Origin of the sequence: Phascolarctobacterium sp. Marseille-Q4147, assembly GCF_017968825.1 — a bacterium.
In the GTDB taxonomy this organism is placed as follows: Bacteria; Bacillota; Negativicutes; order Acidaminococcales; family Acidaminococcaceae; genus Phascolarctobacterium_A.
Genome location: NZ_CP072874.1, coordinates 1,555,112 through 1,580,539, shown reverse-complemented (window position 1 = coordinate 1,580,539; position 25,428 = coordinate 1,555,112). Strand labels below are relative to the sequence as shown.

General features: G+C 49.7%; 24 protein-coding genes. 2 read left to right on the top strand and 22 right to left on the bottom strand.

The features are described from left to right. Nucleotides 1–35: 35 nt before the first annotated feature. The 4 genes from KAH19_RS07475 to KAH19_RS07460 form a co-directional block, all read right to left on the bottom strand. Nucleotides 36–605 (bottom strand): hypothetical protein, encoded by a 570-nt coding sequence (locus KAH19_RS07475; RefSeq protein ID WP_210684063.1) that lies wholly within the window; start codon nucleotides 603–605, stop codon nucleotides 36–38. Between the two features lie 14 nt (nucleotides 606–619). After that, on the bottom strand, nucleotides 620–1,627 hold the full coding sequence (gene floA, locus KAH19_RS07470) for a flotillin-like protein FloA (RefSeq protein WP_293692992.1): 1,008 nt from the start codon (nucleotides 1,625–1,627) through the stop codon (nucleotides 620–622). A gap of 4 nt (nucleotides 1,628–1,631) precedes the next feature. Further along, nucleotides 1,632–2,105: an NfeD family protein gene (locus tag KAH19_RS07465; RefSeq protein WP_210684062.1), complete on the bottom strand. Its 474-nt coding sequence runs from the start codon at nucleotides 2,103–2,105 to the stop codon at nucleotides 1,632–1,634. Nucleotides 2,106–2,599: 494 nt separating this feature from the next. After that, nucleotides 2,600–3,991: a restriction endonuclease subunit S gene (locus KAH19_RS07460; RefSeq protein ID WP_210684061.1), complete on the bottom strand. Its 1,392-nt coding sequence runs from the start codon at nucleotides 3,989–3,991 to the stop codon at nucleotides 2,600–2,602. A gap of 108 nt (nucleotides 3,992–4,099) precedes the next feature. Here KAH19_RS07460 and KAH19_RS11100 point away from each other — a divergent pair, with 108 nt between their 5' ends. Next, nucleotides 4,100–4,201 carry a putative holin-like toxin gene (locus KAH19_RS11100; protein WP_366915518.1) on the top strand — a complete coding sequence of 34 codons (102 nt, stop codon included), beginning with the start codon at nucleotides 4,100–4,102 and terminating at the stop codon, nucleotides 4,199–4,201. 330 nt (nucleotides 4,202–4,531) lie between these two features. Here the strand turns inward: KAH19_RS11100 and KAH19_RS07455 are convergent, their stop codons facing one another. The 8 genes from KAH19_RS07455 to prmA form a co-directional block, all read right to left on the bottom strand. Beyond that, nucleotides 4,532–5,944, bottom strand: a complete 1,413-nt coding sequence (locus tag KAH19_RS07455) for an N-6 DNA methylase (protein WP_210684060.1) — start codon at nucleotides 5,942–5,944, stop codon at nucleotides 4,532–4,534. After that, nucleotides 5,941–9,216, bottom strand: a complete 3,276-nt coding sequence (gene hsdR, locus KAH19_RS07450; RefSeq protein WP_210684059.1) for a type I restriction-modification system endonuclease — start codon at nucleotides 9,214–9,216, stop codon at nucleotides 5,941–5,943. Before hsdR ends, KAH19_RS07455 begins: the two co-directional genes overlap by 4 nt. A 234-nt stretch (nucleotides 9,217–9,450) precedes the next feature. Further along, nucleotides 9,451–9,900, bottom strand: coding sequence for a GatB/YqeY domain-containing protein (locus tag KAH19_RS07445; protein WP_009145888.1), 450 nt, complete (start codon nucleotides 9,898–9,900; stop codon nucleotides 9,451–9,453). A gap of 15 nt (nucleotides 9,901–9,915) precedes the next feature. Continuing rightward, nucleotides 9,916–10,092 (bottom strand): 30S ribosomal protein S21, encoded by a 177-nt coding sequence (gene rpsU, locus KAH19_RS07440; protein ID WP_021720854.1) that lies wholly within the window; start codon nucleotides 10,090–10,092, stop codon nucleotides 9,916–9,918. A gap of 118 nt (nucleotides 10,093–10,210) precedes the next feature. Next, nucleotides 10,211–10,549 carry a histidine triad nucleotide-binding protein gene (locus tag KAH19_RS07435; protein WP_009145890.1) on the bottom strand — a complete coding sequence of 113 codons (339 nt, stop codon included), beginning with the start codon at nucleotides 10,547–10,549 and terminating at the stop codon, nucleotides 10,211–10,213. A gap of 86 nt (nucleotides 10,550–10,635) precedes the next feature. Next, entirely contained in the window at nucleotides 10,636–11,949 is a 1,314-nt protein-coding gene (gene mtaB, locus KAH19_RS07430) for a tRNA (N(6)-L-threonylcarbamoyladenosine(37)-C(2))-methylthiotransferase MtaB (protein WP_210684058.1), read from the bottom strand. A 6-nt stretch (nucleotides 11,950–11,955) separates the two neighbouring features. Further along, nucleotides 11,956–12,699, bottom strand: a complete 744-nt coding sequence (locus KAH19_RS07425; RefSeq protein WP_210684057.1) for a 16S rRNA (uracil(1498)-N(3))-methyltransferase — start codon at nucleotides 12,697–12,699, stop codon at nucleotides 11,956–11,958. A 298-nt stretch (nucleotides 12,700–12,997) separates the two neighbouring features. Beyond that, a complete protein-coding gene (gene prmA, locus KAH19_RS07420) occupies nucleotides 12,998–13,930 on the bottom strand; it encodes a 50S ribosomal protein L11 methyltransferase (RefSeq protein WP_210684056.1) in 933 nt (310 codons plus the stop codon). Between the two features lie 153 nt (nucleotides 13,931–14,083). Here prmA and ilvA point away from each other — a divergent pair, with 153 nt between their 5' ends. Beyond that, a complete protein-coding gene (gene ilvA / locus KAH19_RS07415; RefSeq protein ID WP_210684055.1) occupies nucleotides 14,084–15,298 on the top strand; it encodes a threonine ammonia-lyase in 1,215 nt (404 codons plus the stop codon). A 71-nt stretch (nucleotides 15,299–15,369) separates the two neighbouring features. Here the strand turns inward: ilvA and glmS are convergent, their stop codons facing one another. The 10 genes from glmS to KAH19_RS07365 all read right to left on the bottom strand — a co-directional run bounded on the left by glmS (nucleotide 15,370) and on the right by KAH19_RS07365 (nucleotide 25,250). Next, nucleotides 15,370–17,208 carry a glutamine--fructose-6-phosphate transaminase (isomerizing) gene (glmS, locus tag KAH19_RS07410; RefSeq protein ID WP_210684054.1) on the bottom strand — a complete coding sequence of 613 codons (1,839 nt, stop codon included), beginning with the start codon at nucleotides 17,206–17,208 and terminating at the stop codon, nucleotides 15,370–15,372. 40 nt (nucleotides 17,209–17,248) lie between these two features. Continuing rightward, entirely contained in the window at nucleotides 17,249–18,265 is a 1,017-nt protein-coding gene (gene galE, locus KAH19_RS07405) for a UDP-glucose 4-epimerase GalE (RefSeq protein ID WP_210684053.1), read from the bottom strand. Nucleotides 18,266–18,377: 112 nt separating this feature from the next. Then, entirely contained in the window at nucleotides 18,378–18,962 is a 585-nt protein-coding gene (locus KAH19_RS07400) for a hypothetical protein (RefSeq protein WP_210684052.1), read from the bottom strand. Nucleotides 18,963–18,978: 16 nt separating this feature from the next. Then, entirely contained in the window at nucleotides 18,979–19,779 is an 801-nt protein-coding gene (gene udp / locus KAH19_RS07395) for a uridine phosphorylase (protein ID WP_246869332.1), read from the bottom strand. A gap of 14 nt (nucleotides 19,780–19,793) precedes the next feature. After that, nucleotides 19,794–21,017 (bottom strand): phosphopentomutase, encoded by a 1,224-nt coding sequence (locus KAH19_RS07390; RefSeq protein ID WP_210684050.1) that lies wholly within the window; start codon nucleotides 21,015–21,017, stop codon nucleotides 19,794–19,796. Nucleotides 21,018–21,082: 65 nt separating this feature from the next. Beyond that, entirely contained in the window at nucleotides 21,083–21,721 is a 639-nt protein-coding gene (locus tag KAH19_RS07385) for a lactate utilization protein (RefSeq protein WP_210684049.1), read from the bottom strand. Nucleotides 21,722–21,758: 37 nt separating this feature from the next. Next, a complete protein-coding gene (pyrR, locus tag KAH19_RS07380; RefSeq protein ID WP_210684048.1) occupies nucleotides 21,759–22,310 on the bottom strand; it encodes a bifunctional pyr operon transcriptional regulator/uracil phosphoribosyltransferase PyrR in 552 nt (183 codons plus the stop codon). 69 nt (nucleotides 22,311–22,379) lie between these two features. Further along, nucleotides 22,380–23,324, bottom strand: coding sequence for an RluA family pseudouridine synthase (locus tag KAH19_RS07375; RefSeq protein WP_009145903.1), 945 nt, complete (start codon nucleotides 23,322–23,324; stop codon nucleotides 22,380–22,382). Next, nucleotides 23,282–23,731 carry a signal peptidase II gene (lspA, locus tag KAH19_RS07370; RefSeq protein WP_210684047.1) on the bottom strand — a complete coding sequence of 150 codons (450 nt, stop codon included), beginning with the start codon at nucleotides 23,729–23,731 and terminating at the stop codon, nucleotides 23,282–23,284. Before lspA ends, KAH19_RS07375 begins: the two co-directional genes overlap by 43 nt. Nucleotides 23,732–23,855: 124 nt before the next feature. Continuing rightward, complete coding sequence (locus tag KAH19_RS07365) at nucleotides 23,856–25,250, bottom strand: sodium:alanine symporter family protein (RefSeq protein WP_210684046.1); 1,395 nt, start codon at nucleotides 25,248–25,250, stop codon at nucleotides 23,856–23,858. Nucleotides 25,251–25,428: the final 178 nt, after the last annotated feature.

Genomic DNA, 25,428 nt, shown 5'->3' with positions numbered 1-25,428 from the left:
CAAACATCTCCTTACTGTTTGCGAGAATCTTAAAATCAGCGCTCCTCATAGGGGTTAAGAGCGCGCGGTTTTCCTAATACCTCTGCCATGATAATGCCGTTGACCAGCGCCGCATGCTTCAGCTTCACGCGCTTTTTCGCTGAAGGCTGCGCCTGCTGTGCGTAGTGCGCATTAAACGCCGCTGCGGCAGCGTTCATCTTTGCTTCGTCGTAGCTGTAATCACCGCGGGGATCGTAATAAACCTTGCCCTTGTCATGCACGAGGGCTTCGTTTTCACGGTGAATTCTGCCGGTATGGTCATGCATTGCTTCGCCGTCCCGGTGAACTCTGCTGTCGTCATCACGGCGCACGCGCGTTCCGTCATGCACCACGCCTTGGCTGCTTTGACGCTGGCGTGCCTGCGCTTCCTCCGTCGTTTTTTTCAGACGGCGTTCAAATTCGGCGGCAAGGTCCTTAGGCTTGGCTTGTGTTTGCTGCTCCGCCGTTGCCTCCGGTTGCTCCTGCTGTCTGCGTCTGCGACGTTTGCGCTTGTCCAAAAATACGTTGGCCAGCATTACGAGGACGAAAAGCAGGGGAATTAAATCACTGTCAAACAAATCACCCATAAGCTGCACCTCGCTTATTTGCTGCCCTCAGGCTTTTCCTCGCCCTCCGGGCTTACCTCGGCAATCGTGCGGCGCATCTGCGTATCTGCCTGAATGTTGTTCAGGCGGTAGTAATCCATTACGCCCAAGCGGCCGTTAGCCAGCGCCTCCGCCATAGCTGTAGGAACCTTAGCCTGTGCTTCCACAACCTTCGCCTGCATTTCCTGCGTATAGGCCTTCATTTCCTGCTCCTTGGCCACAGCCATCGCACGGCGTTCCTCAGCGCGTGCTTGAGCAATGCGCTTATCTGCCTCCGCCTGGTCGGTCATCAGCGCAGCGCCGATGTTACGTCCTACATCTACGTCCGCAATATCAATAGAAAGAATTTCAAAGGCAGTGCCTGCATCCAAGCCTTTATCCAAAACCGTTTTGGAAATATAATCGGGGTTTTCCAGTACCTTGCTGTGGTCGGCGCTGGAGCCTACGTTGGTTACAATGCCTTCGCCGACACGCGCAATAATCGTTGCTTCGCCGGCACCGCCTACCAGGCGGTCAATATTGGCGCGCACGGTTACGCGCGCTTTAACTTTCAGCTCGATGCCGTCCTTGGCAACAGCGCTTACTACCGGAGTTTCGATAACCTCGGGGTTAACGCTCATCTGCACAGCCTCCAGCACGTTACGGCCTGCCAGGTCGATGGCACAGCCACGCTCAAAGCTCAGCTCAATCTGTGCTCTGTGCGCCGCAATCAAAGCATCGATAACGCGGTCAACGTTACCGCCTGCCAGATAATGCGCCTCCAGCTGGTTAACATTAACGTCAAGGCCTGCCTTGTTCGCCTTAATCAGCGGCAGCACAATCTGCGACGCGGGCACACGGCGCAAGCGCATACCGATGAGGTTGAAAATGCCTACATTAACACCGGCGGCGATGGCCGAAATCCACAGGCCCAACGGCACAAAGTTAAGAAAAATAGCAATACCGGCAATAGCAATGACTACCGCAAAGCCACTGCCGAAAATCATACTGAATAATAAATCCATAACGTCACTCCTTCGTCTGTTCTACAAAAATTTTGCTGCCCTCCACCCGCACGATAATCACGGGCGCAGACTTTTCGATATAATCTCCCTGACTGCTCACATCAAGACGCTTGCCATCTACCAGAATCGTACCTGCGGGACGCAGCGTAGTCAAAGCCGTGCCTCTTTTGCCCACCAGCATGCTCCAGTTTTTGCCGCCGGTGTAGCCTTCGCTGTTCTTTTGGCGCGTCCACAGCACAAAGGGATTATACTTGCTTTCCTTGGGCAGATACACGCACAGCAGCGTAATTACCAGCACCAAAAACAGATACACTGCCAACAGCACCAGCGCCGCCCAGGCATTGCCGCCCAAAACGTAAAAGCCGCCGACTGTCAGGCACACCATGCCGCTGACACCGAAAATTCCGAAGCCCGGCACAACAAATTCTATCAGCAGCAGGACAAGGCCCGCCAGCATAAAATAATATTCCAATGGCATGATGCACCTCCTCAACGCCTGTACAATTATAGTATAGCAGAGTAAAAGCTTGAAGTAAATTTAAAGTTTATGCTGCTAAAGGCTGCGGACCATCTTCAAACAAAATCACCGGCGTGATTTGACGCTTACGTAACCTCAACTTCTTTCATAACTGAAAGAAGTTGCAAGAAAGGTTCGCGCTTTCTGGAAAGCGCGGCAAAGCAAAAAGTTTTTCGGGAAAAAGTTTTACCAAAAAGCTTTAAATAAGCTAAATCGCTTTGCTGGAAATAGCTATTTTTTCGTAGTTCTGCCGAACGGTATACGCGGTAGTGTTTACAAATCTGTGGTTAGCTTATGCCCAGACTGGCGTGACTAAGGTTGGGGTTAACTGTAAGCTGAAATGCCTAAGGTTTGCATGAGCAGCTATGGGATATCCAAGTGTTTCGCTGTAAGACGCTAAAAAAGACCTTAGCATCAGCTTTTGCCGCTGCCAAGGTCTTGATTTTTATTCAGCTTCAGTTTTCCGCCAGCACCTGCCGCAAAAGCTCTAGCGCACTCGCTTCGCTCGCTTTGTTCGTGCCCAGCTCACCGCGGAAGGCACGCGCCAGGATGGATTTCTTCATCAGGTCGATGCTTGCCAAGGCCTGCTCCGTCGCCTGCTGGGCTGCGCGCTCGCGCGCCAGCAGGTCGTCGATAAGGCGCACGATTTCGTGCTGTTCGGGGATGGATGGGAGCAATAATTGATATTCCTGTAAAAAAGTTTTAGGAACTCTCTGTTGACCAACGGCTCCTGTCATAACAGCTTTAGCTTCTGCTCTAAATGTCGTATTTCTAACCATATGGTACAAATATTTATTGTAGAGTTCTTCCTTGCATCTCAACACATAAAATTCAGTGCTACCATATCCTATATCATTTACTAAGGGCCCAACAATAGCAGATTTGCCATTTTCCATGCAAGGTGTAATCTTAGCAAAGATTACGTCACCCTCAGAAAAATTCGTAAAGCCAGTGCGAACATCCTGTAAGTTTTTTACTTCATGGTTGACTATTTCACCAAATACATCAGAAACGGCAGCCATAGGAACGAACGACACTTCTAAGTTATCATCTAAATTTTTTGCATCAATCTTCTTAGGATTAACTGTGCAAACATCACCAATAGTTTTTTCTTCCCAACTTTCATCGCTCACGCCGTTTTCCCAACGCCACTGCTTAGTCAGCTCACCCGTAAATGCCTTGTGCAAAATTGCTGCCTTGCGCACGGCAAAGCTGTCGGCAACCTCCTGCAGTCTTTCCTTTGCTTCGTCGAGCTTGGCGAAAAGCTCCTCGATGCGCTCAACAATGTGTTGCTGTTCGGAGAGTGGAGGGAGAGGGAAAGTAAGGGATTCTATTCTAAACAATGCCAACTTTGCTTGTGTTGTAGCAATCGTTGCACTTTGCATTTGATATTGAGCAAATTCAGATTTCAAAAACAAGCAAAGATATTTTTGATTTATCCCCTTGATGTTAGTAATTTTTGCTGCATTTTCCGTTAAATTAGCACCATCAATACATGACGGAATAATACCAACTTTACCAATGCTACCTGCTATCGAAACATATATATCGTCTGAAGAAATGGTATATCTAGAAATTTTTTCATATACATCTTCGTCAATATATTTCAACCCTTCCAAAGAAACTCCAATAGCATTAAAATCTGTTACTCTTATATAAGGGTGTTTAGTAATATTTTCCGAAAAAGTTGTTCCCTTAGGCAAACGTTTTCCACCTTTTACATCAGCAAGACTTCCAAGCCTAACCCATACCCAATTCTCCGGCACCTCATAAGGCTGTTCCTCCGCAGGCACCAGCGCCTGCTGCAAGCGTTCTTCTATTGTCAATGCTGTCTTTTTCTTTGGCATTGCCAGCTCTCCTTTATAAGCAAACATTCTATTGCTTTAATTTATAATTTATGATAAAATGTTTTTGACAACCGGTTCACGGGGTGGGATTGCCTTCATTCTCTACGAATGGAGGTGATGTCTATGGTATATTTCAGCTTTCAGGATTTAATGTCCTTTGGAATTTTTATCGTAGCATTACTTACGTTCATTTTTCAGAACAAAAAGTAAAAAAGTTACGGACATAGAAAAAACCGCCCCCTGACTTTCCCGAGTTCGGAGCGGATTTTTCTTAACTTACTCGGCAACCCACCTCTGTGGGCGGTTGTCTTTTTCTATGTCTAATATACCACACAATCCATAGCTTTGCAAGTTTTGAATTTGTGCAGGATGTAGTGAAAGGCTCCCCTCGGGGGGAGCTGGCGCCCGCAGGGCGACTGAGAGGGGTATGCTGTCTTTATGCTTTCTTATAGTGAACCCCTCTCCGTCATCGCTACGCGATGCCACCTCTCCCCAAGGAGAGGCTCTTCCCTTTCTTCCTTCATCCTTCAATCTCTACCTTTATCTTTGCAAGCTCCTCAGCTCCTGCGCCACACTCTGCAGCAAATCCACGGCCTCTGCCAGCTTTTCCGCAGCCTCTGCCGCGCTTTCCGCCGGGTCCGGCAAATCCTCGTAATCGAGCACGCTGTCATCCTTAATCAGGCCCAAATCCAGACTGTTGCCCTTTTGCGCAATTTTCTCACGCGTAAAACACTGCCAGCGCTCGTCCGCCACCTTGCTTCTGTCCTCCGCGCCGTAGGCTGCCTCAAAGCCGGCAAAGTCACTCGCCTTCAGCTGGTTCGTCTTGCCGAAGGATGGCATGTTGGTGCGCAAATCATAAAACCACACGGCCTTGGTGCTGTCCTTATCTGTTTTTTCGCGCGTAAAGAAGAGTACATTGGTCTTGACACCCTGCGCGTAAAAAATACCCGTCGGCAGGCGCAGAATAGTGTGCAGATTGCACTTATCCATCAAGTCGACACGAATCCTTTCGCCGTCACCGTCGGCAAAAAGCACATTGTCCGGCAGCACTACGGCAGCACGCGCCTTGCCGTCAGCCTTCAGGCTGCGGTAAATGTGCTGCAAAAAGTTCAGCTGCTTGTTGCTCGTGGGATAGGTAAAGTCGTCGCGCGTTGCACGCTCGCCGCCTTTTTTCGTACCGAAGGGCGGGTTGGTCAGCACCACGTCATAGCCCTGCATCTCCTTGCCCACGTTGGAAAGCGTATCACCCAAAATAATTTTGCTCTGGATGTCATGCAGCATGGCGTTCATCAGCGCCAAGCGGTGCGTATCATGCACCAGCTCGCAGCCGGTAAAGGCCTGCGTATATTCAAACTCTGCCGTTTCCTCATCCAAATCAAAGAAATCGTCCGTCTGCTCACGCACAAAATTGCTTGCCGCAATCATAAAGCCGAAGGTACCGCAGGCAGGATCGTTACAGCGCTCGCCGGCCTTGGGAGCCGCCAGACGCGTCATCACGTCAATCAGCACGCGTGGAGTAAAGTACTGTCCGGCGCCGCTCTTCTTTTCGTTAGCGTTCTTTTCCAGCAGTCCCTCGTAAAGATTACCCAGGCCCTCCTCCTTCGCGCTGAACCAGTCCAGCTCGTCAATCGTCCTGATAATCTTTTCCAGGTTCTTCGGCTCGTCGATGTTCGTCGCCGCGCCCTTGTAAATCTCCTGAATACGTCCCGTGCACCGCTCGCCCAGGTAATCAAGCAGCTCCTTGTAAAAGCTCTTCAGCTCCAATCCCTTGCGCGCCAGCAAATCATCCCAGCGATAGCCCTCCGGGATATTTTCCTCGCTGCCGGTTTCCTTGGCCATTTTCAAAAATAAAATATATGTCAGCTCCGTAACGTACTGATGATAGGTAATACCGTCATCACGCAGCACGTTACACAAATTCCAGAGCTTTGCTACAATCTCCTGTGTATTCACGCAGTTTTGCCTCCATCTTCATATAAATAACCGTTGAATTCGCTCACGATATTATCCAAATCGTCGGCGAATATTTTTTGTGCCCGCGCATAACCGCCCAAGCGCTGCAATCGCTTGTCCTCCTTAAAGGCCTCCACGCTCAAAATGTCCTGCTGCTGCATATAGCTGCGGATGATATCCAGCCACTTCTGCTGCGCAGGCGTAAATTTGTGGTTTTTGTTCAGCTTGTCAAAGGCACGGCTCAGCTGCGAGTTTTTGCTCACCAGCTCCGTTCCCAGCATATAGCGCCTGATAAGGCTGATAATGCCTGCCACCATCGTGCTGTTCGTATATTCCGAATAGGCATCGTTCAGCTGCAGCGCCGTAAAGCCGTTGGCATCGAGCGTCAGCAGCAGCTCCTTCAGCTGCGCCTTCGTCAGATCCTTCGGACGGGTGCAAATGATATGCAGGGCAGCAATTTCATTGGCGTGGCTCTTTAAATACGCTGCGAAATCGTTCAGATAATCACCTGGCTTGGTCTTGTGCGCACCGTAACCGCGCGTATGGCCGGTAAGCTCATCCTTGCCGTCATAAATCATGCCGCCCATATTGCCGCCGGCATGATATTTTTCCAGCTGCACCAGCGCCTCTTTGTGCTGCAGCAAAAGCTCCTTGGCCTTGGCAGCGTCCGCCTTCTGCAGCTCGCCGGCAAAGGCTGCCACATCCTTGCCCACAGCCAGCACAAACTCCTTCTTCGTCTGCTCGTCCAGCCTGTTCACCTTGCGGCGCAGCTTTAAGGCCACCTGCTTGGCAATATCGGTAATCGCCTCCGCTGCCTCCGCTTCATCAAGCTGCTTAAGCAAATCCTGCACGGAAATCTGCGGATTGGCAACAGCAGGCATCGTCACCACCGGCTGCAGGCTGTTATATACGCCCACCGGGTCATAAATCTCAAAATGATCCTTGCCGATTTTATCGCAGCGGCGTGTCGCACGTCCCAGCATCTGCTCAAACAGAATACGCGATTTTACGCAGCGCATAAACACCAGCGTCGTAATCTCCGGCACGTCGATACCGGTAGTCAGCAAATCCACCGTCACCACAATGCTGGGGAAGCGTTCATTCTTAAAGCGCTTGATTTTTTCCTGAATCTTTTTCTGGTCACCGTTAGCCACGCTGCCGGTAATCTTCATAATCGCATCGCTGTCCAGATTATCCTTGGCATAAAGCTCCTGCAGTATGCTCACAATCATATCGGCATGCGTATCGGTAGCAGCGTAAATCAGCGTTTTGCCGTAGGTTTCCGGCGCGTCGGGATAAAGATTTTTGGCAATCTCCGCCAGCACTGCCCTGTTGAATTCCGGCACGATAACACAGCGGTTGAACTGGTCGACATCAAAATCGACATCATCATCCAAATAAGCCGTATCAAGCTCGCCGGTCTGCTTGTTGATATATTTAACAGTATCGCCCTTTTTGAGCTGAATTCCCTGCTCGCTGAGCTTCGTTGTCAGCTGATGCGGTGCGTCATGGTCAATCAGATAACCATCCAGCACAGCCTCGCGATAGGTGTAGGTATAAACAGGCTCGCCGAAAATTTCTGTCGTCTGCAGGGCAGGCGTTGCGGTGAGCGCAATTTTTACCGCGTTAAAATAATCCAGCACATAGCGGTACTTGCTCTGGTAATCGCGCTGGTCGCGATAAAGCTGCTCCGCCTCTGCCATTTCCTTATCCAAAATATAACCGCGGTGCGCCTCGTCGATAATAATCAAATCGTAATCGCTGACTGCGGGAATACGCTCCTCGCTTTCGGCGTACATAATGCGCTTCATCATGCCCTGTACGGTAGCAACGTGCACGGCAGTTTCCGCATCAATCAGCTTATCGTTAAGCTCCTTGATATTGTAAATCTGGTCCAGCGTCTGCAGCCTTTCCAGCTTAACCTCTTTAAAGACATCCTGCGCCTGCACGCCCAAGGCATTGCGGTCAACAAGGAATAAAATACGCTTAAAGCGCTTTGCCTTCAAAAAGCGGTAAATCATGCCCAAAACCGTGCGTGTTTTGCCGGTGCCCGTGGCCATCGCCAGCAGCGCCGTCCGCTTGCCGCAGCGCACTGCCTCATCCACCGCCTGCACAGCCTTCAGCTGATAATCGCGCAGATGCAGGCCGTTTTCATCCTGCAGAAAATCATACGGCAAAGCATCGAGAGCAGCGTTGCCCTCCGCGGTATTTTCCTGCAGCATTTCTTTTAAACCTAAGGGAGAAGGCCAGCCTGCCATAGCCCGCGGCATATTGCCGCTTTGACGCAAATCCGCAAACCAGATGCCGGATTTTATCTGCAGCTGCTGCACATACGGCCTGCCGTTGGCAGCAAAAACAAAGGGCACCTTAAAATCCTGCCACTGTCCCAGCAAATATTCCGCGTCGCATTTTCTGATAGTGCGCGCATAATCCTTGCATTGGTAGCTGATGACGCTGGAAATATCCGTGTCCCACTTTTTCGCTTCGATAAAGCCCACAAGCTTCTCGCCGATAAAGAGCGCGTAATCGGCGTAGCCCTTTTCCTCATTGCCCGGCACCTTGTCCGTAGGCCATTCGGCAATCGCCAGATTGCGTCCCTTCGCAGGACGGCAGCCCTTGCTGTAACGCAAAACAGTGGTGTCGGCCTCCCAGCCAACCTGACGCAGCTGCTCGTCAATCAGGCAGCGTGCTTCCGCTTCCGTCTTAGGGCGCTTGTTGGCAGCCTGCAGATTCGCCTGACTGCGTTCCTTGTGCGGAACAGGTACAGCCTGCTGCGCCTTCTCGTTATCCTGCTTACGCAGGCGCGCTTCCTCCGCCTTATCCTTGGCAGTTTCAACAAAGGCTGCCTCCGGCTGCTCCGCAGGCAAATGATATTCCTGATGCTGATAGGTATAATCACCGTACACCTGCATGAACCATTCGCAAAGACTGTACGCCTGCGGCAGCAGCAGCTTGGCCTTCTGCAGCGAATCCTTTCCCTCATGGCGCGCTTCGTTGCCGCCCAAGCGCAGGCGGTGCATAATACGCGCCAAATCCTCTGTGATATACTCTTCGTTTTCCAGCAGGCGGATTTTGTTTACCAGTGTATCCTTCATCTGATAAGGCATTGCTATATTGTCAAAATCAAACATTTTATTAACGATATCTTCGCACAGCAGTCCCAGCTTAAAAAGGCAGGAATTGGAATCGCTGTACAAATAGCGCTCCGCAAACTCGCCTGTTTTTTCCAGACCGGGAAATTGTGTGCGTAAAAAGCTGAAGCCAGATGCCATAAAAAACGGCCTCCTTTGAGCTGTAAAAATGATAATAATATATTTATATTCGCCTTAAAATAAAATTTACCTGCTGAATATGTTTTCGCAAAACAGCGGATATTGCCTGCACAGATGCCGCAATAAAAAAGCTGTATACTTTTCCGCGCAGGAAAAGCATACAGTTCTCTCACCCATAATCCCTATAAAGTAAAATAACCGCGCCAAGATTTCTCTTAGCACGGTTATCAGTTGTTATTTGAGCAATTCACGAACCATAACGTTAATACGTTTGCCATCTGCACGGCCTTTGGTTTTTGCCATAACTGCCGGCATTACCTTGCCCATATCCTTGGGACTTGTAGCACCAACAGCAGCAATAACTTCTGCCACGATAGCCTTCAGCTCGTCATCGCTGAGAGCTTCCGGAAGATATTTTTTCAGTATAGCAATTTCTTCCTTAGCTTGGGCAACCAATTCGTCACGACCTGCTTTTTGGAATTCCTCAACAGAATCCTGACGCATTTTGACCTCTTTCATCAAGACAGCCAGAACCTCATCATCTGTAAGTTCCTTTTTGTCATTGATTTCAACATTTTTAATATTAGCACGCACCATGCGGATAACAGACAAACGCAGCTTACCTGCTTCTCTGTCCTTCATGGCCTGCTTCATATCAGCAGTCAATTGGTCTTTTATAGACATACAGCCCGCCTCCAATTATCTGGTTTTACGTTTTCTGGCTGCTTCGGATTTTTTCTTACGTGCAACGCTCGGCTTTTCATAGTGCTCGCGTTTTCTTACCTCAGAAAGAATGCCTGCCTTTTGGGTTGCTCTTTTAAATCTGCGCAGTGCGCTGTCTAAAGTTTCATTCTTGCCAACTTTAATTTCTGCCATCTGTTCTCCCTCCCTCCACACACTTAGGGAAGTGTATATGCAAATTAAGTTTTCAGCTGTTGCCAGCTAAAAACACTTACTGATTAATTATACAAGAAAAGACAAGCATTGTCAAGGTTTAGCACGGGGGCCAACCCAAAGCTTTGCCGCCAATTACGTGAATGTGTAAATGTTTTACTGTCTGACCGCCTTCATCGCCGGTGTTGATAACAACGCGGAAGCCTTTTTCGGCAATTCCGGTCTTTTCAGCGATCATTTTAACCTTGCCCAGCATGTATGCAACCAGCTCGGGGTCCGCAGTAGTGATGTTAGCTGTGTGGTCCTTAGGCATCAGCAGCACATGAACCGGAGCAGCCGGAGCAACGTCATTGATAGCAATCATTTTATCATCTTCGTACACTTTGGTAGAAGGGATATCGCCCTTAATGATTTTGCAAAAAATACAATCCTCAGCCATTTCATGTCCCTCCTCTCATTTATCGTATCTAGTTATATTCTGTATTTATTTCTTTTATCCTGCTAAAGAAATAATTTTTTCACAAATTAATTCAATTCGCCCAGCAAAAAATCCTCTTTGATGCCGGTAATTTTTACCTTGGCAATGGTGTTCGCCAGCTCCTTGGTTCCCGGAACGACAACACGCAGATACGGTCCGCACAGGCCCTCCATATGCTCATCGTCCACAGACTGCTCAAACAGCACCTCTTCCACCTTGCCGACAGTGCTCTGCAGCATTCGCTGATGCAGCTCCTCGTCCACCTTCGCCAGACGCGCCGCACGCTCGCTCTTTACTGCCTCATCCACCTGCTCCTTCATTTCGGCAGCAGGCGTACCCTTGCGCTTGGAATAAGGGAAGATGTGCATTTTGGCAAAGCCGCATTGCTTGGCAAATTCCAGCGTAGTCGCAAAGTCCTCCTCGGTTTCGCCGGGGAAGCCCACGATAACGTCCGTAGTAATGGCCACATCAGGCACCTGCGCACGAATTTCGTTCACCAGCTCTGTAAAGCGTTTTGTATCGTAGGGACGGTGCATAGCGCGCAAAATCTTGTCGCAGCCGCTTTGCAACGGCAGATGCAGGTGACGCTGCAGGCGTGGTTCCTCTGCCATCAGCTGCAGCAGGCGCGGCTCCACCTCCACGGATTCCAGCGATCCGAGGCGCACACGCTGCACGCCCTCAACGCTCAGCGCTGCCTTTACCGCATCATACAACGTAACGTGCTTGCCTTCCTTCGCCAGCTCCTTGCCGTAGCAGCCAAGGTGAATGCCGATGAGCACAACCTCCTTGTAGCCTGCGGCAACCAGCTTGCCAACCTCCTCACGGATGCTTTCCAGGCTACGGCTGCGCAGCGGACCGCGCGCAAACGGGATAATGCAGTAGGTGCAATACTGGTTGCAGCCCTCCTGAATTTTGAGGAAGGCGCGGGTTTTATCGGTTTCCGTGCCAACGCCCAGCTCTTCGAACTTAGTATCTACAGTCATCTGCTGCACATTGTCCAAAATCTCCGTGCGCTTGTGCTCCAGCGCCTCCTCAACCAGCTCCACAATGCGGCCGCGCTCCTGATTGCCGATGATTACATCAACACCCTCGATAGCACGCACCTCCTCCGGCGCAGTCTGCGGATAACAGCCTGTAACAACCACCAAGGACAGCGGATTGTGACGCACAGCGCGGTTGATAATCTGGCGCGATTTGCGCTGACCGGTATTGGTAACAACGCAGGTATTAACTAAATAAACGTCTGCCGGTTCACCGAAAGGCACAACCTCATAGCCAGACGCACGGAAAATCCCCTCCATGCTGGCAGTATCGGCTTGGTTAACCTTACAGCCCAGCGTATAAAATGCAATTTTTCTCATCTATGTTTAATCTCCTAAATCTCCGGTTTCATAAAAAATCGCTGAAATAGCAACAAGTCCCGCCGTTTCCGCACGCAGAATGCGTCTGCCCAGCGACACAGGCACAGCACCTGCGGCACGTGCCGTTTCCAGCTCCGCTTCGCTGATGCCGCCCTCGGGACCGATAATCAGCAGCAAATCAGTCAGCGCGCCCTTGGCCTGCGCCTCCTTCAGCGCCGCCTTCAGGCTCTTTTTATCCTCGCACTCGTAAGCGATAATCTTCGTTGCGCAGTCATTCGACGCCAGCATCTGTGCCATCGTCTGCACAGGCTGCACCTCGGGAATAATATCACGCTTGCTCTGCTTCGCCGCGGATTCGGCAATCTTCTGCCAGCGCTCCACCTTCTTGGCAGCCTTCGCACCGTCAAGGCGCACCACGGAATGCTCCATAGCCACAGGCACCACGCTGTAAGCTCCCATCTCCACAGCCTTCTGGATGATGAACTCCATCTTCTCGCCCTTCGCCAGGCCCTGCGCCAAAATCAGGCGCACCGCCGGCTCATGGCTTTCCGCCAGCTTCTCTAGGCAATGCACAGTCACGCACTCGCTGTCAATCGCTGTAATCTCCGCCAGCGCGCTCACGCCGTCGTCACTCACAATCTGCAGCTGCGCACCAGGCTGCATGCGCAGCACCTTACTGATATGACGCGCATCCACGCCCTCAATAGTCATTGTTTCGTTATATAATTGCGGTACAAAAAAACGATGCATATAGGTTTCCTTTCTATAAAAATTGATACCCCTCTCCGCCTCGACAAGCTCAGCACCTCTCCAAGGGGCAGGCAAGAAGGATGGCTTAAAGCAAATGACATGTTAATTGCAAAATGAAACAACCCTCAGTCATCGCCTACGGCGATGCCAGCTCCCTTTCAGGGAGCATATAAAGCTCGCAAGAAACGAATGTTAAAATTGCACTATACCATTATATCTTCCCTGAAAGGGAAGGTGGCTGCGAGCTTTGCGAGCAGACGGAAGGGTTGTGACACTGTCAATTGCGACGCAAAACTTCTTACTTCTTCTTCATTTGCATAACAACCCAGCCGCCGCGATGGTCAACCGCGTCAACATAAAGGCCCTGCTCCTGCGCAGCAGCCTCCACATCCGGCATACGCTCCTCAATAATACCGCTCGCCAAAAGCACACCGTTGTCATTCAGCTTCTGCGGAATATCCTGCAGCAGCATAATAACAATATCAGCAATAATATTAGCGATAATAACATCAGCCTTGCCCTCGGTACCATGCAGCAAATCGCCCTCGCGCACCTCAATCTGCTCGCTCAGACCGTTATCCGCAACATTCTCCTTCGCCACGCGCACTGCCACAGCGTCAATATCAACAGCCTTAACAGACTTAGCGCCCAACATCGCTGCAGCAATCGCCAGAATACCGCTGCCGGTGCCAACGTCAAACACGGTAGAATCAGGCGTAATAACCTTCTCCAGACGCTCCATCATCATATTGGTAGTGTGATGCGTGCCTGTACCGAAGGCCATACCAGGATCGATTTCAATAACATGCTCGCCTTCCTTAGGAGCATACTCCTCCCAGCTCGGCTTAATAACAAGGCTCTTGCCCACATGAGTAACATGGAAATACTGCTTCCATTCGTTAGCCCAATCCTGCTCGCTCACCTTGCGGAAGCGAGTATTGCCGAAACGGTATTTGCCGATGCGCTCCTCAATCAGCGCCAGCTGCTCGTCAATCTCCGCCAGGCGTTTTTCCAGCTTCTCATCATCAGCATAATAAGCGCTGACAGTAACAACCTCGGTATTCTCCTGCTCCGGAATATCGCACAACTCCCAGGTACCGCTGTTGCGCAAATCATTAATCAGCTGCGGATCCTCAATCGCAACTCCCTTAGAACCGATGCTCGTCAGCATATCCGCTACGGCCTCAACTGCTTCATGCGTTACCGCTACATTAACTTCTATCCACTGCATTGTATGCACTCCTTTGAAAATTATTCATTATATTATTATACACTATCACGGCAGGAAATGTACATAATCACTTGACGCAATGCGTCAATCAATTTATACTTGATGTAGTATTTTATACTATAATAATTAAGGGAAAGAAAAGAAGGTAACCAAATGCTCTCATTAGACAAAATTTATCATGCAGCCTTCATCCTTAAAAGCGTAGCACGTAAAACAGATTTAATAGCTGCTCCGCATTTAAGCGAAGGCAACAACTTGTATCTGAAAACAGAAAACCTGCAGGTAACAGGCAGCTTCAAAGTACGCGGTGCCTACTACAAAATCAGCCAGCTCACACCTGAAGAAGCAAGCAAAGGCGTTATCGCCTGCAGCGCCGGCAACCACGCACAGGGCGTAGCACTTGCTGCAACTAGCATGGGCATCAAAAGCGTCATCTGCATGCCGGACGGCGCACCGATTATGAAAGTAGAGAACACCAAGCGCCTTGGCGCACAAGTAGAGCTTGTTCCCGGTGCCTATGACGAAGCGCATGACCGCGCCGTACAGTTGCAGGAGGAAACAGGCATGACCTTTATCCATCCGTATGACGACGAGCTTGTTATTGCCGGCCAGGGCAGCATCGGTCTGGAAATTTTGGACCAGCTGCCGGATGTTGAAGCAGTAATCGTACCGATCGGCGGCGGCGGCCTTATCAGCGGCGTAGCCTTCGCTATCAAAAGCCTGCGTCCGGAGGTTAAGGTTTACGGCGTGCAGGCAGCAGGCGCAGCCAGCATGTTCAAAGCCTTCCATGACCATAAATACGAAACACTGGAGCACGTCAGCACCTTTGCCGACGGCATTGCCGTAAAAACTCCGGGCGAAAACACCTACGAGCTCATCAGCAAATATGTTGACGATATCGTTACCGTCAGCGAAGATGAGATCGCAACTGCAATTTTAACCCTGATTGAAAAACAGAAGCTGATTGCCGAAGGTGCAGGCGCAACTCCGGTAGCAGCAGCGCTGTTCGACAAGCTGCCGATTAAGGGCAAGAAAACCGTTTGCGTTGTATCCGGCGGTAACATCGACGTTAATATTCTTTCGCGCGTAATCACCCGCGGTCAGGTTACCAGCGGCAGAAGGGCAGACCTCGTTATCGCTTTGCAGGATCGTCCCGGCCAGCTGCGTGAAGTGAGCGAAATCGTAAGCAGCTGTGGCGCTAACGTTGTAGGCGTACAGCACAACCGCAGTGATGCCGATATGGATATCACAGGTTGCTTCCTGCGCTTAGAACTGGAAACCCGTGATGCAGAACAAATCAACGAAATCCGTGCAAAGCTTACCAAGGCAGGCTTTACACTGATTGATAAAAACGCCGCTCATTATTAACAACAAAAAAAATTACCACAGCCTACATAAAATGTAAGCTGTGGTTTTTTTATAGTGCGTTATACCCGCTCTTACTCTACGGTAACGCTCTTAGCCAGATTTCTCGGCTTATCAACGTCAAGGCCCTTAGAAACACTCACATAATAACCCATAAGCTGCAGCGGAATAACTGCCAGGCTGGTCATGAAATGCTCGTCGGTCTTAGGAATATACACTGTGAAATCAGCAGTATCCTCAATGTTATAGTTACCATAGGTAGTCAGGCCCATCAGATAAGCGCCACGGCTGCGGCACTCTACCATGTTGCTGACAGTCTTTTCGTAAAGCTCGCTTTGAGTAAGCACACCGATAACAAGAGTACCGTCCTCAATCAGGCTGATAGTACCATGCTTCAATTCGCCGGCAGCATAAGCCTCACTGTGAATGTAGGAAATTTCCTTCATCTTCAGGCTACCCTCCAGGCTGACAGCGTAATCCAGACCACGGCCGATAAAGAAGATATCCTTAGCGTTGACCTGCTTAGCGGCAAACCATTGGATGCGTTCCTTATCCTCAATAATTTTTTGAATTTTATCCGGCAGCTGTGCCATTTCCTGAATCAGCTCCAGATATTTTGCTTCGTCAATAGTACCGCGGACAATAGCAAACTGAATTGCCAGGCAGTAAGCAGCAATCAGCTGAGTGCTGTAAGCCTTAGTAGTTGCAACAGCAATTTCCGGGCCTGCCAGAGTATAGAAAACATTATCTGCTTCGCGGGCAATAGAGCTGCCTACTACGTTGACAATGCCAAGAGTTTTGATGCCCTTTTCTTTAGCCAGACGCAAAGCTGCCAGACTGTCGGCAGTCTCACCGGACTGACTGACAATGATAACCAGCTCGTTCTTGCTCAGCAGAGGCTTGCGGTATCTGAACTCGGAAGCCAGCTCGGTACGAACCGGAATCTGTGCCAAGTCCTCAATTACGTACTGCGCTGCTACGCCTACATGATAAGCACTGCCGCAGGCAACGATGCAGATCTGGTCAATCTTTTTGATATCCTCGTCGCTGAGGCCGACAGCGCTCATATCCAGCTTGCCGTCAACCAGTACGGAATTCAAAGTATCGCGTACTGCCTTAGGCTGCTCGTGGATTTCCTTCATCATGAAATGCTCAAAGCCTGCTTTTTCAGCAGCTTCAGCATCCCATTTAATTTCGGTCAACGGTTTTTCGATTACTTCCTCGTCAACATTGTAGAAGGTAACTTCGCCGTTAGCCAAACGTGCCATCTCCAAATTGCCGATATAATAAACCTGGCGGGTATATTTCAAAATAGCAGGAACATCGCTGGCAACATAGCATTCGCCGTCCTGCACGCCGATAATCATCGGGCTGTCCTTGCGGGCAACATAAATCTCACCAGGATATTCCTTGAACATTACTGCCAGAGCATAGGAACCGCGCATACGGATCATAGCATGGCTCAAAGCATCAGTCGGAGTATGCTCGTATTTTTTATAGTAGTAGTCAATCAGCTTAACGGCAACCTCGGTATCAGTCTGAGAATAGAAGGTGTAACCGTTATGCAGCAGCTTTTCCTTCAGCTCCTGATAGTTTTCGATAATACCATTGTGAACAGCAACTACATTGCCATCTGCACTGGCATGCGGATGCGCATTAGTTTCAGAAGGCTCACCATGGGTTGCCCATCTGGTATGACCGATACCACAGGTACCGATAAGGCTTTGACCGCCATTAGTTTTGGCGTAAAGCTCCTTCAGGCGGCCTTTAGCCTTAACAATCTGCACCTGTGCACTGCCATCGCGCACTGCCAGACCGGCAGAATCGTAACCACGATATTCCAGCTTAGACAGACCATCTAACAGAATAGGCGCTGCCTGCTTATTTCCACAAAATCCAACAATACCACACATAAATACTTTTCCTCTTTTTCTACTATTTTTTCTTTTAACCTTATGCTTCAAAGCCATTAGGGTTGTTCTTCTGCCAGTTCCAGGAATCACGGCACATGTCCTCAATGCCCAGCTCTGCCTTCCAGCCCAGCTTTTCCCACGCCTTTGACGGATCAGAATAGCAGGTAGCAATATCACCTGCACGACGTTGGTCAATTACATAAGGTATCTTAATTCCGGTAGCCTTTTCAAATGCTTTGACTAAATCCAGCACTGAATAGCCAATACCTGTACCAAGATTATACACCTCTACGCCGCATTTGTCATCTATTGCCTGCAAAGCTTTCACATGACCTTTGGCCAAATCCACTACATGAATAAAGTCACGCACGCCGGTACCGTCCGGAGTGGGATAATCATTGCCAAAAACATGCAGTTTCTCCAGCTTGCCCACAGCAACCTGCGTAATATACGGCATCAGGTTATTGGGAATGCCATTAGGATTTTCACCAATCAGACCGGAGCTGTGCGCACCGATAGGGTTAAAGTAACGCAACAGTACCACATTCCATTCATGATCAGCCACATACAGGTCACAAAGAATTTGCTCCAGCATCGACTTGGTCTGGCCATAGGGATTAGTGCACTGCCCTTTAGGACAGGTTTCCGGAATAGGCACTACAGCAGGATTGCCGTAAACAGTAGCCGAAGAGCTGAAAATAATATTCTTGCAGCCTGCCTTACGCATTACGTCCAGCAGTACCAAGGTACCGGAAATATTATTCTCATAATACTCCAAGGGCTTCTGTACCGATTCGCCTACTGCTTTCAAACCGGCGAAATGAATACAGCAGTCAAAGCTATGCTCAGCAAAAACCTGTTGCAGGCCGGCACGATCCCTGATATCCGTTTCATAAAAAGGGATTTGCTGACCGGTGATTTTTTCTACACGCTGCAGTGCCAGCCTGCTGGAATTAACAAGATTATCTACTACTACAACACTATGGCCAGCTTTAAGCAGTTCAATGACAGTATGCGAGCCGATGTAACCAGCTCCGCCTGTGACTAAAATATGCATTTTTTCACCTCAATTTTTTTCATCAGGCAGCTATGAAATCCTGCCTATAGTATTATTTTACAACCTGTCGCCTTAAACTAAGGTGAACAAGCCAACAACTTAACTCATGATGTCAGCTACCAATAATAGGCTTATTTTCCATCGTGTTTACCAGCTTAGAAAGCTGCCATTTTATTGTTTCCGCCGGCTTGTCATAATTGGCCATTTCGCGCAGACCACTTTCACGCACGCGTTTCTTCAGCAGCTTATTGCCATCCTTTTTATATACAAAAAGGTCGGCATCCGCTACAACACGCACATAGGTATCGTGATCAAAGCGGAATCCCCAGCCGCTGACAAGACTCTCATCCATTTCATAGATGCGTGCGACAACCAGCACATCCGTTTTGCTCTTTTCCGCCAAAGCGGACAGAGAAGCAGCATCCAGCTTCACACCATCACGCACAGCCTGGCTCACCAGCTTCTGCGCCTCGCCGCCATCTATAATCTGATAATATGGGAAATGATAGGCCAGCTTGACCATCTGGCGCCATTCTTTATAAACAGCACCATCCACACCGCCGTCCTGGTCGATTACCACAAAGCCCACAGGACGCTCCGCAAAATCGGCCCGCGCCGTCTGCGGCACCAAGGCTGTAAACAAGAACGCAAATACTGCCAAAAAGCAGACCTGCAGCAGCCATTTAAATTTTTTCATAAGTATCACCTGCCAATTAATCGGCATCCGCTGCCAGCAGCAGCTCAACAGCTCCGCGTGTCACCTGCACCATATAGCCGAAGGCACGCTGATAAACGTCGGGCGGCGCCACGCTTTCGCTTTGCGTGCGCTTAACTACCACGCCGCAGACAGCACCAGCCTCTAAGCCTAACGCCTGCGAGGTCACGAACAAAGCGGATGTTTCCATTTCATAGTTCAGCACGCCCAGCGCCTGCCATTCCTGCATCGTCCCGCGGAAGCGGCGCAGTACATAGCCGGTGAAGCTGTCGTAACGCTCCTGTCCCGGCCAAAAGGTGTCGCTGGATGCTGCAATGCCCAAATGATAGGGAGCACCGGCGTTCTTGGCTGCCAGTACCAGTGCTGTTGTCACCTCAAAGCTGGCAACAGCCGGGAACTCCAACGGCGCATAATGCTGCGAGGTGCCGTCAAGGCGAACGGCAGCCTTATCAATAATAATATCACCGAGATTAACCTTTTCCTGAATTGTTCCCGTCGTACCGAAGCGTATGAGCTTTTTGATGCCCATACGCGCCAGCTCTTCCAGACAAATTGCTACGGAAGGACCGCCCATACCCGTAGAGCAGACAAGTACCGGAGTATCGCTGATTTTAGTCAGCCAGCTGGTGTATTCGCGATGGCTGGCAATAAAGCTTGCATCACTGCCCAAGGCCTTCGCTAAAGGCTCTACACGTCCGGGGTCACCGGGAAGCACGGCAACAGTTGCGCCCTGCAGCTGCTGTGCCGAAAAACCTACATGGTATAAAATCTCCTCAGGTGCTGCGTAATGTTTGCTCATATTGTCCACCTCTTTCAAAACAAGTCCGCTTTAGTTCCGGTAAGGGTTGGTTCTATTTTCATATAATCGGCAATCGTCTGTCCTATATCGGCAAAGGTCTGCATAGGCTTAAGCTGCTTGCATTCAATGCCTGCTCCCGAAAAGAGTACGGGAATTTTTTCGCGCGTATGGTCCGTGCCGCTCCAGCTTGGGTCATTGCCGTGATCTGCCGTCATCAGCAGCAAATCGTCCGGATGCAGCAGAGCGGTAATTTCCGGCAGTCTGCTGTCGAAATATTCCAGTGCCTCACCATAGCCCTGAATGTCACGGCGATGTCCGTAGGAGGAATCAAAGTCAACAAAATTAGTAAAGACAATGGTATTATCCGGAGCATCGCTCACAGCCTGCTTCGTTGCATCTATCAGCTTATCCAGGCCGCCTGCCGCATAATGTTTTGTAATACCGCGATGCGCAAAAATATCAGCAATCTTGCCTACGGCGTAAACGCTGCCGCCGGCTGCAACCATTTTATCAAGCAATGTCGGCTGCGGTGCCGGTACTGCGTAATCGTGACGGTTGGTTGTGCGGGTAAAATCCGCAGCACAGATGCCGACGAACGGACGCGCTATTACCCGGGCAATATTATACGGCTGCACCAGCTTAAAAGCCAGCTTGCACAAATCATACAAGCGCTCCAGGCCAAAGGCTTCCTCGTGCGCTGCTATCTGCAGCACGCTGTCGGCGGAGGTATAAATAATCGGCTTGCCGCTTCTTACATGCTCCTCGCCCATCTCCTTGATGATTTCGGTACCGCTGGCATGACATTCGCCCAGCACGCCAGGCAAATTGCCTTGGCTGATAATTGCATCCACCAGCTTCTGCGGAAAGCATTTCGGCACATCCGGGAAATAGCCCCAGTCAAATTTAACCGGCACACCGCTGATTTCCCAATGTCCGCTCAGTGTATCCTTACCGCGGCTTGCCTCCTGCGCATAGGTATAAGCACCGATTGTATGCTCGGCGCCCAAGCCTGCCGGCAACGCTTCGCCGCGGCTCAGCTCTGCAGCAGCCTGCAGTCCGTGCTCGGCCAGATGCGGCAAATGCAGCGGCTTCGGCGCTTCGCCTGCGTGACGCGGATTTTTCGCCAGCCAATCGCAGATATGGCCCAAGGTATCTGCACCCTTATCACCGTAAGCTTCGGCATCATGGGCATAACCGATACCGAAGGAATCCAACAACAGAATAATAGTACGAGCCATTTTTTCACCTGCTTTCTTAAGCAAAAGGGAGCTGCTAACACCAACGCTAAACAACTCCCCTAAAATCAGAATCCTAAACTTTCACCAACTAAAATGACTTTAATGCGTCCCTTATTACGACTGGTACGCGTTATAACAATCTGCGAGCAGATGCAGTCCGCGGAAAGGCAGTCACCGCAAAGGCCGGCTTTATAACAAGGTGTCTGCAGTCTGGCAAACCTTTTGGCATTTATCGGCGCAGCTACATTGCGCGCTCTGTCCATGGCAGCCTCCAAGGAGCCTGTAACTTTATTCAGACCGGCAACAACAAGCACCTGCTTCGGTCCGTAAATCAAAGCGGCGCAACGGTTGCCGTTACCATCGATATTTACCAGCTGACCATCACTGCTGATGGCATTGCTGCTCATTAAATATGTATCACATAAAAGCGCCTGACGCATCAATTCTGTTTTTTCTTCCGGAGTTGCTGCCGCAGCTCTGTCGATAACCTTATTGCGCTCCTTTACTGCGCTCAAAAGGCCTATTTCATCAATCGTTACAGAACCGCCCCAGGAAACAACATCCTCCTGCGGAATCAGCGCCAATGCCTGCTCGAGCGCTGTCTGCTTATCAGCACAGTAATAAGCATCAAAGCCACGCAGCTTCAGTTTTTTTACCAGCGTTGCGCCCAAAGCCTCATTGCGCAACATTTCAGCCTGCTGCATAGAATCTCCTCCTGTTCCATTAACAAGCTACTGTTGATTATTCTTCGATATCACCGATTGCTACTTCATCAATGCCGTCTTCCTCTACCAGGTATACATTGATAGCTTCCTTGTGGGAGGTAGGAACGTTTTTGCCGGCAAAATCCGCACGAATCGGCAGCTCGCGATGTCCGCGATCAATAAGTACTGCCAGCTGAATAGCCTTCGGACGGCCCATATCCATAACCGCATCAAGAGCAGCACGGATAGTACGGCCGGTGTAAAGCACATCGTCAACCAGAATAATGGTTTTGCCGTTCAGGTCCAGATCGATTTCTGTACCGTGAACAATCGGATTATAAGCCAAGGTAGACAGGTCATCACGATAAAGAGTGATATCCAGCATTCCTACCGGCAGCTCAACATTCTCTATATCTTTAATTGCTGCTGCCAGACGTTCCGCAATAGGTACACCGCGGGTACGGATACCGACAATAACAACATTGTCTACGCCTTTATTTCTTTCGATAATTTCATGAGAAATACGGACAATCGCACGGCGCATAGCCTCTGCATCCATAATAACATTCTTTTTAACAAAATTGCTCATTTGGCTCACCTCTTATTTTTATTCAGGCTTTTTAACCTGCTATCAAGACTGCCCTAAGGCAGAACTCTGCTAATTAAACTGTCCCAGGCGCAGGCGGGTAACAATCTTATGCATATCCTCCGGCAACGGAGCTTCAAAGCTCAAGCGTTCTCCCGTACGCGGGTGGGTGAATTCCAGTGTCTGCGAATGCAGAGCCTGTCCCTGAATGCTGAAGGGAGTTTTCATCGGAGAATATTTCGGGTCGCCTACCAAAGGATAGCCCAGATACTCCATATGCACGCGAATCTGGTGCGTGCGTCCTGTACGCAGGCGACAACGCACAATAGTATATTTGCCAAAGCGCTCCAGTACCTCGTATTCGGTAACAGCATCACGTCCGCCTTCTTTGACAACCGCCATTTTCTTGCGGTCGTTTTTATCGCGGGCGATAAGCGTTTCAATCACGCCGCTGTCTGTCTTGATGTTGCCGCGTACTACAGCAAGATAGGTACGCTGAGCGGTTTTGGCCTGTATCTGCTGCGACAGGGAAAGATGCGCCGCATCATTCTTAGCACAAATCATAATACCGCTGGTATCCTTATCCAGACGGTGCACGATACCCGGGCGGATAACACCGTTGATACCGGATAAGTTTTTGCAGTGATACAAAAGCGCATTGACCAGCGTTCCGTTTAAATTGCCGGCTGCCGGGTGGACTACCATACCGCGCGCTTTGTTGACAACAACAACATCCTCATCCTCATAAATAATATCCAAAGGAATATTTTCCGGCTGTACATCCAGAGGCTGCGGCTCAGGCAGAGTAACATCAATTTCGTCACCCAGACGCAACTTGTAGTTGGATTTCAGCACCTTGCTGCCGCGCACCGCACGGCCCTCCTCCAGCAGCTTCTGCATATTAGAGCGTGTAAGCTCCAGCATTGCCGCCAGGCCTACATCGGCACGCTGGCCGGCCTCCTGTTCAGTTATAATCAATCGTTGCTGCTCAGCAGCTCCGTTTTCAATATGCTCCATATAATCAAACCTACTCCCACACAAATTGCTATATCGGCCACATTAAATATCGGCCAGATACGAAAATCAAAAAAGTCGATTACCACACCGCGTGTAGTGCGGTCAATCAGGTTACCCAAAGCACCGCCGGCAAAAAGCGCTGTTCCCCAGCAGGCCATCGCGCCGATTTTAGCAATCTCCTCGCGCATATACCAGACACCGCCGATTACCGCAAGCGCAATCAGTACGAACAGCCAGCGGCTGCCCTCCAGCATGCCGAAGGCGGCACCACGATTCAGTATAAACGTCCAGTGAAATACATTATTAATCACCGGTACGCTCTCCCCTAACGCAAAATGTGTTACCACATAATACTTTGTTGCCTGGTCCAGCAGAACCACCAGCAAAGCTAACAAACCATAAACCATTTTATTCTCCTATTATCTTGATATGTATATTATAACACACTAAAGACATAAAAATACAGATGACACAAAAACTTAATGAAAAAAAGCCATTGCATATTTCCGCAATGGCTTTCGTAAATACTAATTAATTATTTTCAGTTGCCAGATCTTCACGAATCTCAGCAAGCTGTTTGCGACGGCTGTGAACCTTTTCCCAATGCTCGAAGTACAGCTTGGTTTCTGCCACAACCACACCGCTCAGGCCCAGCAGAGCAATCAGGTTAGGAATAGCCATCAGACCGTTAACGATATCGGCAATAATCCAAATCATTTCCAGCTTCAGGAATACACCCAGGCCTACCAGAATGATATAACCGATACGGTAAGGCATGATGCATTTTACGCCAAAGAGGTATTCTGCGCAACGCTCGCCGTAATAGCTCCAGCCGATAATAGTGGTGAAAGCGAAGAGTACCAGGCCGCCGGTCAGGACATACTTGGCAACAGCCGGGAAAGCAGAAGCGAAAGCAGCCTCAGTCAAAGCAGCACCGTTCAGGTCACCGGCCCAGGCACCGCTGACGATGATGGACAGGCCGGTCATGGTGCAGATGATGATGGTATCGATAAAGGTACCGGTCATAGAAACAAGGCCCTGTTCTGCAGGCCATTTGGTTTTCGCTGCAGCTGCTACGATAGGAGCGGAGCCCAGACCGGATTCGTTGGAATAAATACCGCGGGCGATACCACTGCGCATTGCCAGCATAATTCCGGCACCGGCAAAACCGCCTGCTGCCGCAGTACCGTTGAAGGCACCGTCGATAACCAGCTTAATTGCTGCCGGCAGAGCATCGGCATAAAATACCAGCACGGAAACGGTTGCGATAACATAAACAGCAGCCATGAAAGGAACAATCTTGCTTGCTACGTTAGCAATGGATTGCAGACCGCCGATAATAACAACAGCAACGAGAACAGTCAGGATTGCTGCTACAACGTATTCGGAAACGCCGAAGGATACATTAACAATAGAGGTAATGGCATTTACCTGAGTAAACGTACCACTGCCCAGGCAGGCAGTCATAACACCGAAGATAGAGAACATTACAGCCAGGGGCTTGAATTTTTTGCCCAGGCCCTGTTCAATGTAGTACATCGGACCGCCGGAAGCGTTGCCGTTTTCATCATAGGTACGATACTTAACAGCCAGCACGCCTTCGGAATATTTGGTTGCCATACCGAAGAAAGCTGCCAGCCACATCCACAGCAAAGCACCGGGACCACCGAGCTTAATTGCCGTTGCTACGCCAACGATATTACCGGTGCCGACAGTTGCGGCCAAAGCAGTGCACAAAGCCTGAAAGCTGCTTACATCACCTTCGCCCTTGCTGCGGGCGGTAAAAATCAGCTGCAAGGCTTTAGGCAGCTTCATAACCTGAAGCAGACCAAGACGGACGCTCATTAAAATGCCTGTGCCCATAAGCAGCATCATCAAAGGCGGGCCCCAAATAAAGCCATCAATAGAATTCAAAATCTCCAACATAAAAAAATTCCCCCCAGTAAAAAATTAAAACACGTTTACAATTTAAGGCTTTTTCCCGAAGCCCATGTATAGTATTGTAGCACATCAATATATAGTGTACAATACTTCACACGATTGTATACACGTATTCTTCTTAGCGGCAGGGAATAGTGTGACAACTTATTGCATGCAAGCAAAA

What these genes read in the sequence shown, in the direction of transcription:
- KAH19_RS07365 (WP_210684046.1), bottom strand. Translation starts at nt 25,250, where the DNA reads ATGTTGGAGATTTTGAATTCTATTGATGGCTTTATTTGGGGCCCGCCT.
- prmA (WP_210684056.1), bottom strand. Translation starts at nt 13,930, where the DNA reads ATGCAGTGGATAGAAGTTAATGTAGCGGTAACGCATGAAGCAGTTGAG.
- pyrR (WP_210684048.1), bottom strand. Translation starts at nt 22,310, where the DNA reads ATGAGCAATTTTGTTAAAAAGAATGTTATTATGGATGCAGAGGCTATG.
- rpsU (WP_021720854.1), bottom strand. Translation starts at nt 10,092, where the DNA reads ATGGCAGAAATTAAAGTTGGCAAGAATGAAACTTTAGACAGCGCACTG.
- hsdR (WP_210684059.1), bottom strand. Translation starts at nt 9,216, where the DNA reads ATGGCATCTGGCTTCAGCTTTTTACGCACACAATTTCCCGGTCTGGAA.
- KAH19_RS07475 (WP_210684063.1), bottom strand. Translation starts at nt 605, where the DNA reads ATGGGTGATTTGTTTGACAGTGATTTAATTCCCCTGCTTTTCGTCCTC.
- mtaB (WP_210684058.1), bottom strand. Translation starts at nt 11,949, where the DNA reads ATGAGAAAAATTGCATTTTATACGCTGGGCTGTAAGGTTAACCAAGCC.
- KAH19_RS07400 (WP_210684052.1), bottom strand. Translation starts at nt 18,962, where the DNA reads ATGAAAAAATTTAAATGGCTGCTGCAGGTCTGCTTTTTGGCAGTATTT.
- KAH19_RS07390 (WP_210684050.1), bottom strand. Translation starts at nt 21,017, where the DNA reads ATGGCTCGTACTATTATTCTGTTGTTGGATTCCTTCGGTATCGGTTAT.
- floA (WP_293692992.1), bottom strand. Translation starts at nt 1,627, where the DNA reads ATGGATTTATTATTCAGTATGATTTTCGGCAGTGGCTTTGCGGTAGTC.
- KAH19_RS07460 (WP_210684061.1), bottom strand. Translation starts at nt 3,991, where the DNA reads ATGCCAAAGAAAAAGACAGCATTGACAATAGAAGAACGCTTGCAGCAG.
- ilvA (WP_210684055.1), top strand. Translation starts at nt 14,084, where the DNA reads ATGCTCTCATTAGACAAAATTTATCATGCAGCCTTCATCCTTAAAAGC.
- KAH19_RS07445 (WP_009145888.1), bottom strand. Translation starts at nt 9,900, where the DNA reads ATGTCTATAAAAGACCAATTGACTGCTGATATGAAGCAGGCCATGAAG.
- udp (WP_246869332.1), bottom strand. Translation starts at nt 19,779, where the DNA reads ATGAGCAAACATTACGCAGCACCTGAGGAGATTTTATACCATGTAGGT.
- KAH19_RS07385 (WP_210684049.1), bottom strand. Translation starts at nt 21,721, where the DNA reads ATGCAGCAGGCTGAAATGTTGCGCAATGAGGCTTTGGGCGCAACGCTG.
- KAH19_RS07465 (WP_210684062.1), bottom strand. Translation starts at nt 2,105, where the DNA reads ATGCCATTGGAATATTATTTTATGCTGGCGGGCCTTGTCCTGCTGCTG.
- galE (WP_210684053.1), bottom strand. Translation starts at nt 18,265, where the DNA reads ATGCATATTTTAGTCACAGGCGGAGCTGGTTACATCGGCTCGCATACT.
- KAH19_RS07375 (WP_009145903.1), bottom strand. Translation starts at nt 23,324, where the DNA reads ATGGAGCATATTGAAAACGGAGCTGCTGAGCAGCAACGATTGATTATA.
- KAH19_RS07425 (WP_210684057.1), bottom strand. Translation starts at nt 12,699, where the DNA reads ATGCATCGTTTTTTTGTACCGCAATTATATAACGAAACAATGACTATT.
- glmS (WP_210684054.1), bottom strand. Translation starts at nt 17,208, where the DNA reads ATGTGTGGTATTGTTGGATTTTGTGGAAATAAGCAGGCAGCGCCTATT.
- KAH19_RS11100 (WP_366915518.1), top strand. Translation starts at nt 4,100, where the DNA reads ATGGAGGTGATGTCTATGGTATATTTCAGCTTTCAGGATTTAATGTCC.
- lspA (WP_210684047.1), bottom strand. Translation starts at nt 23,731, where the DNA reads ATGGTTTATGGTTTGTTAGCTTTGCTGGTGGTTCTGCTGGACCAGGCA.
- KAH19_RS07435 (WP_009145890.1), bottom strand. Translation starts at nt 10,549, where the DNA reads ATGGCTGAGGATTGTATTTTTTGCAAAATCATTAAGGGCGATATCCCT.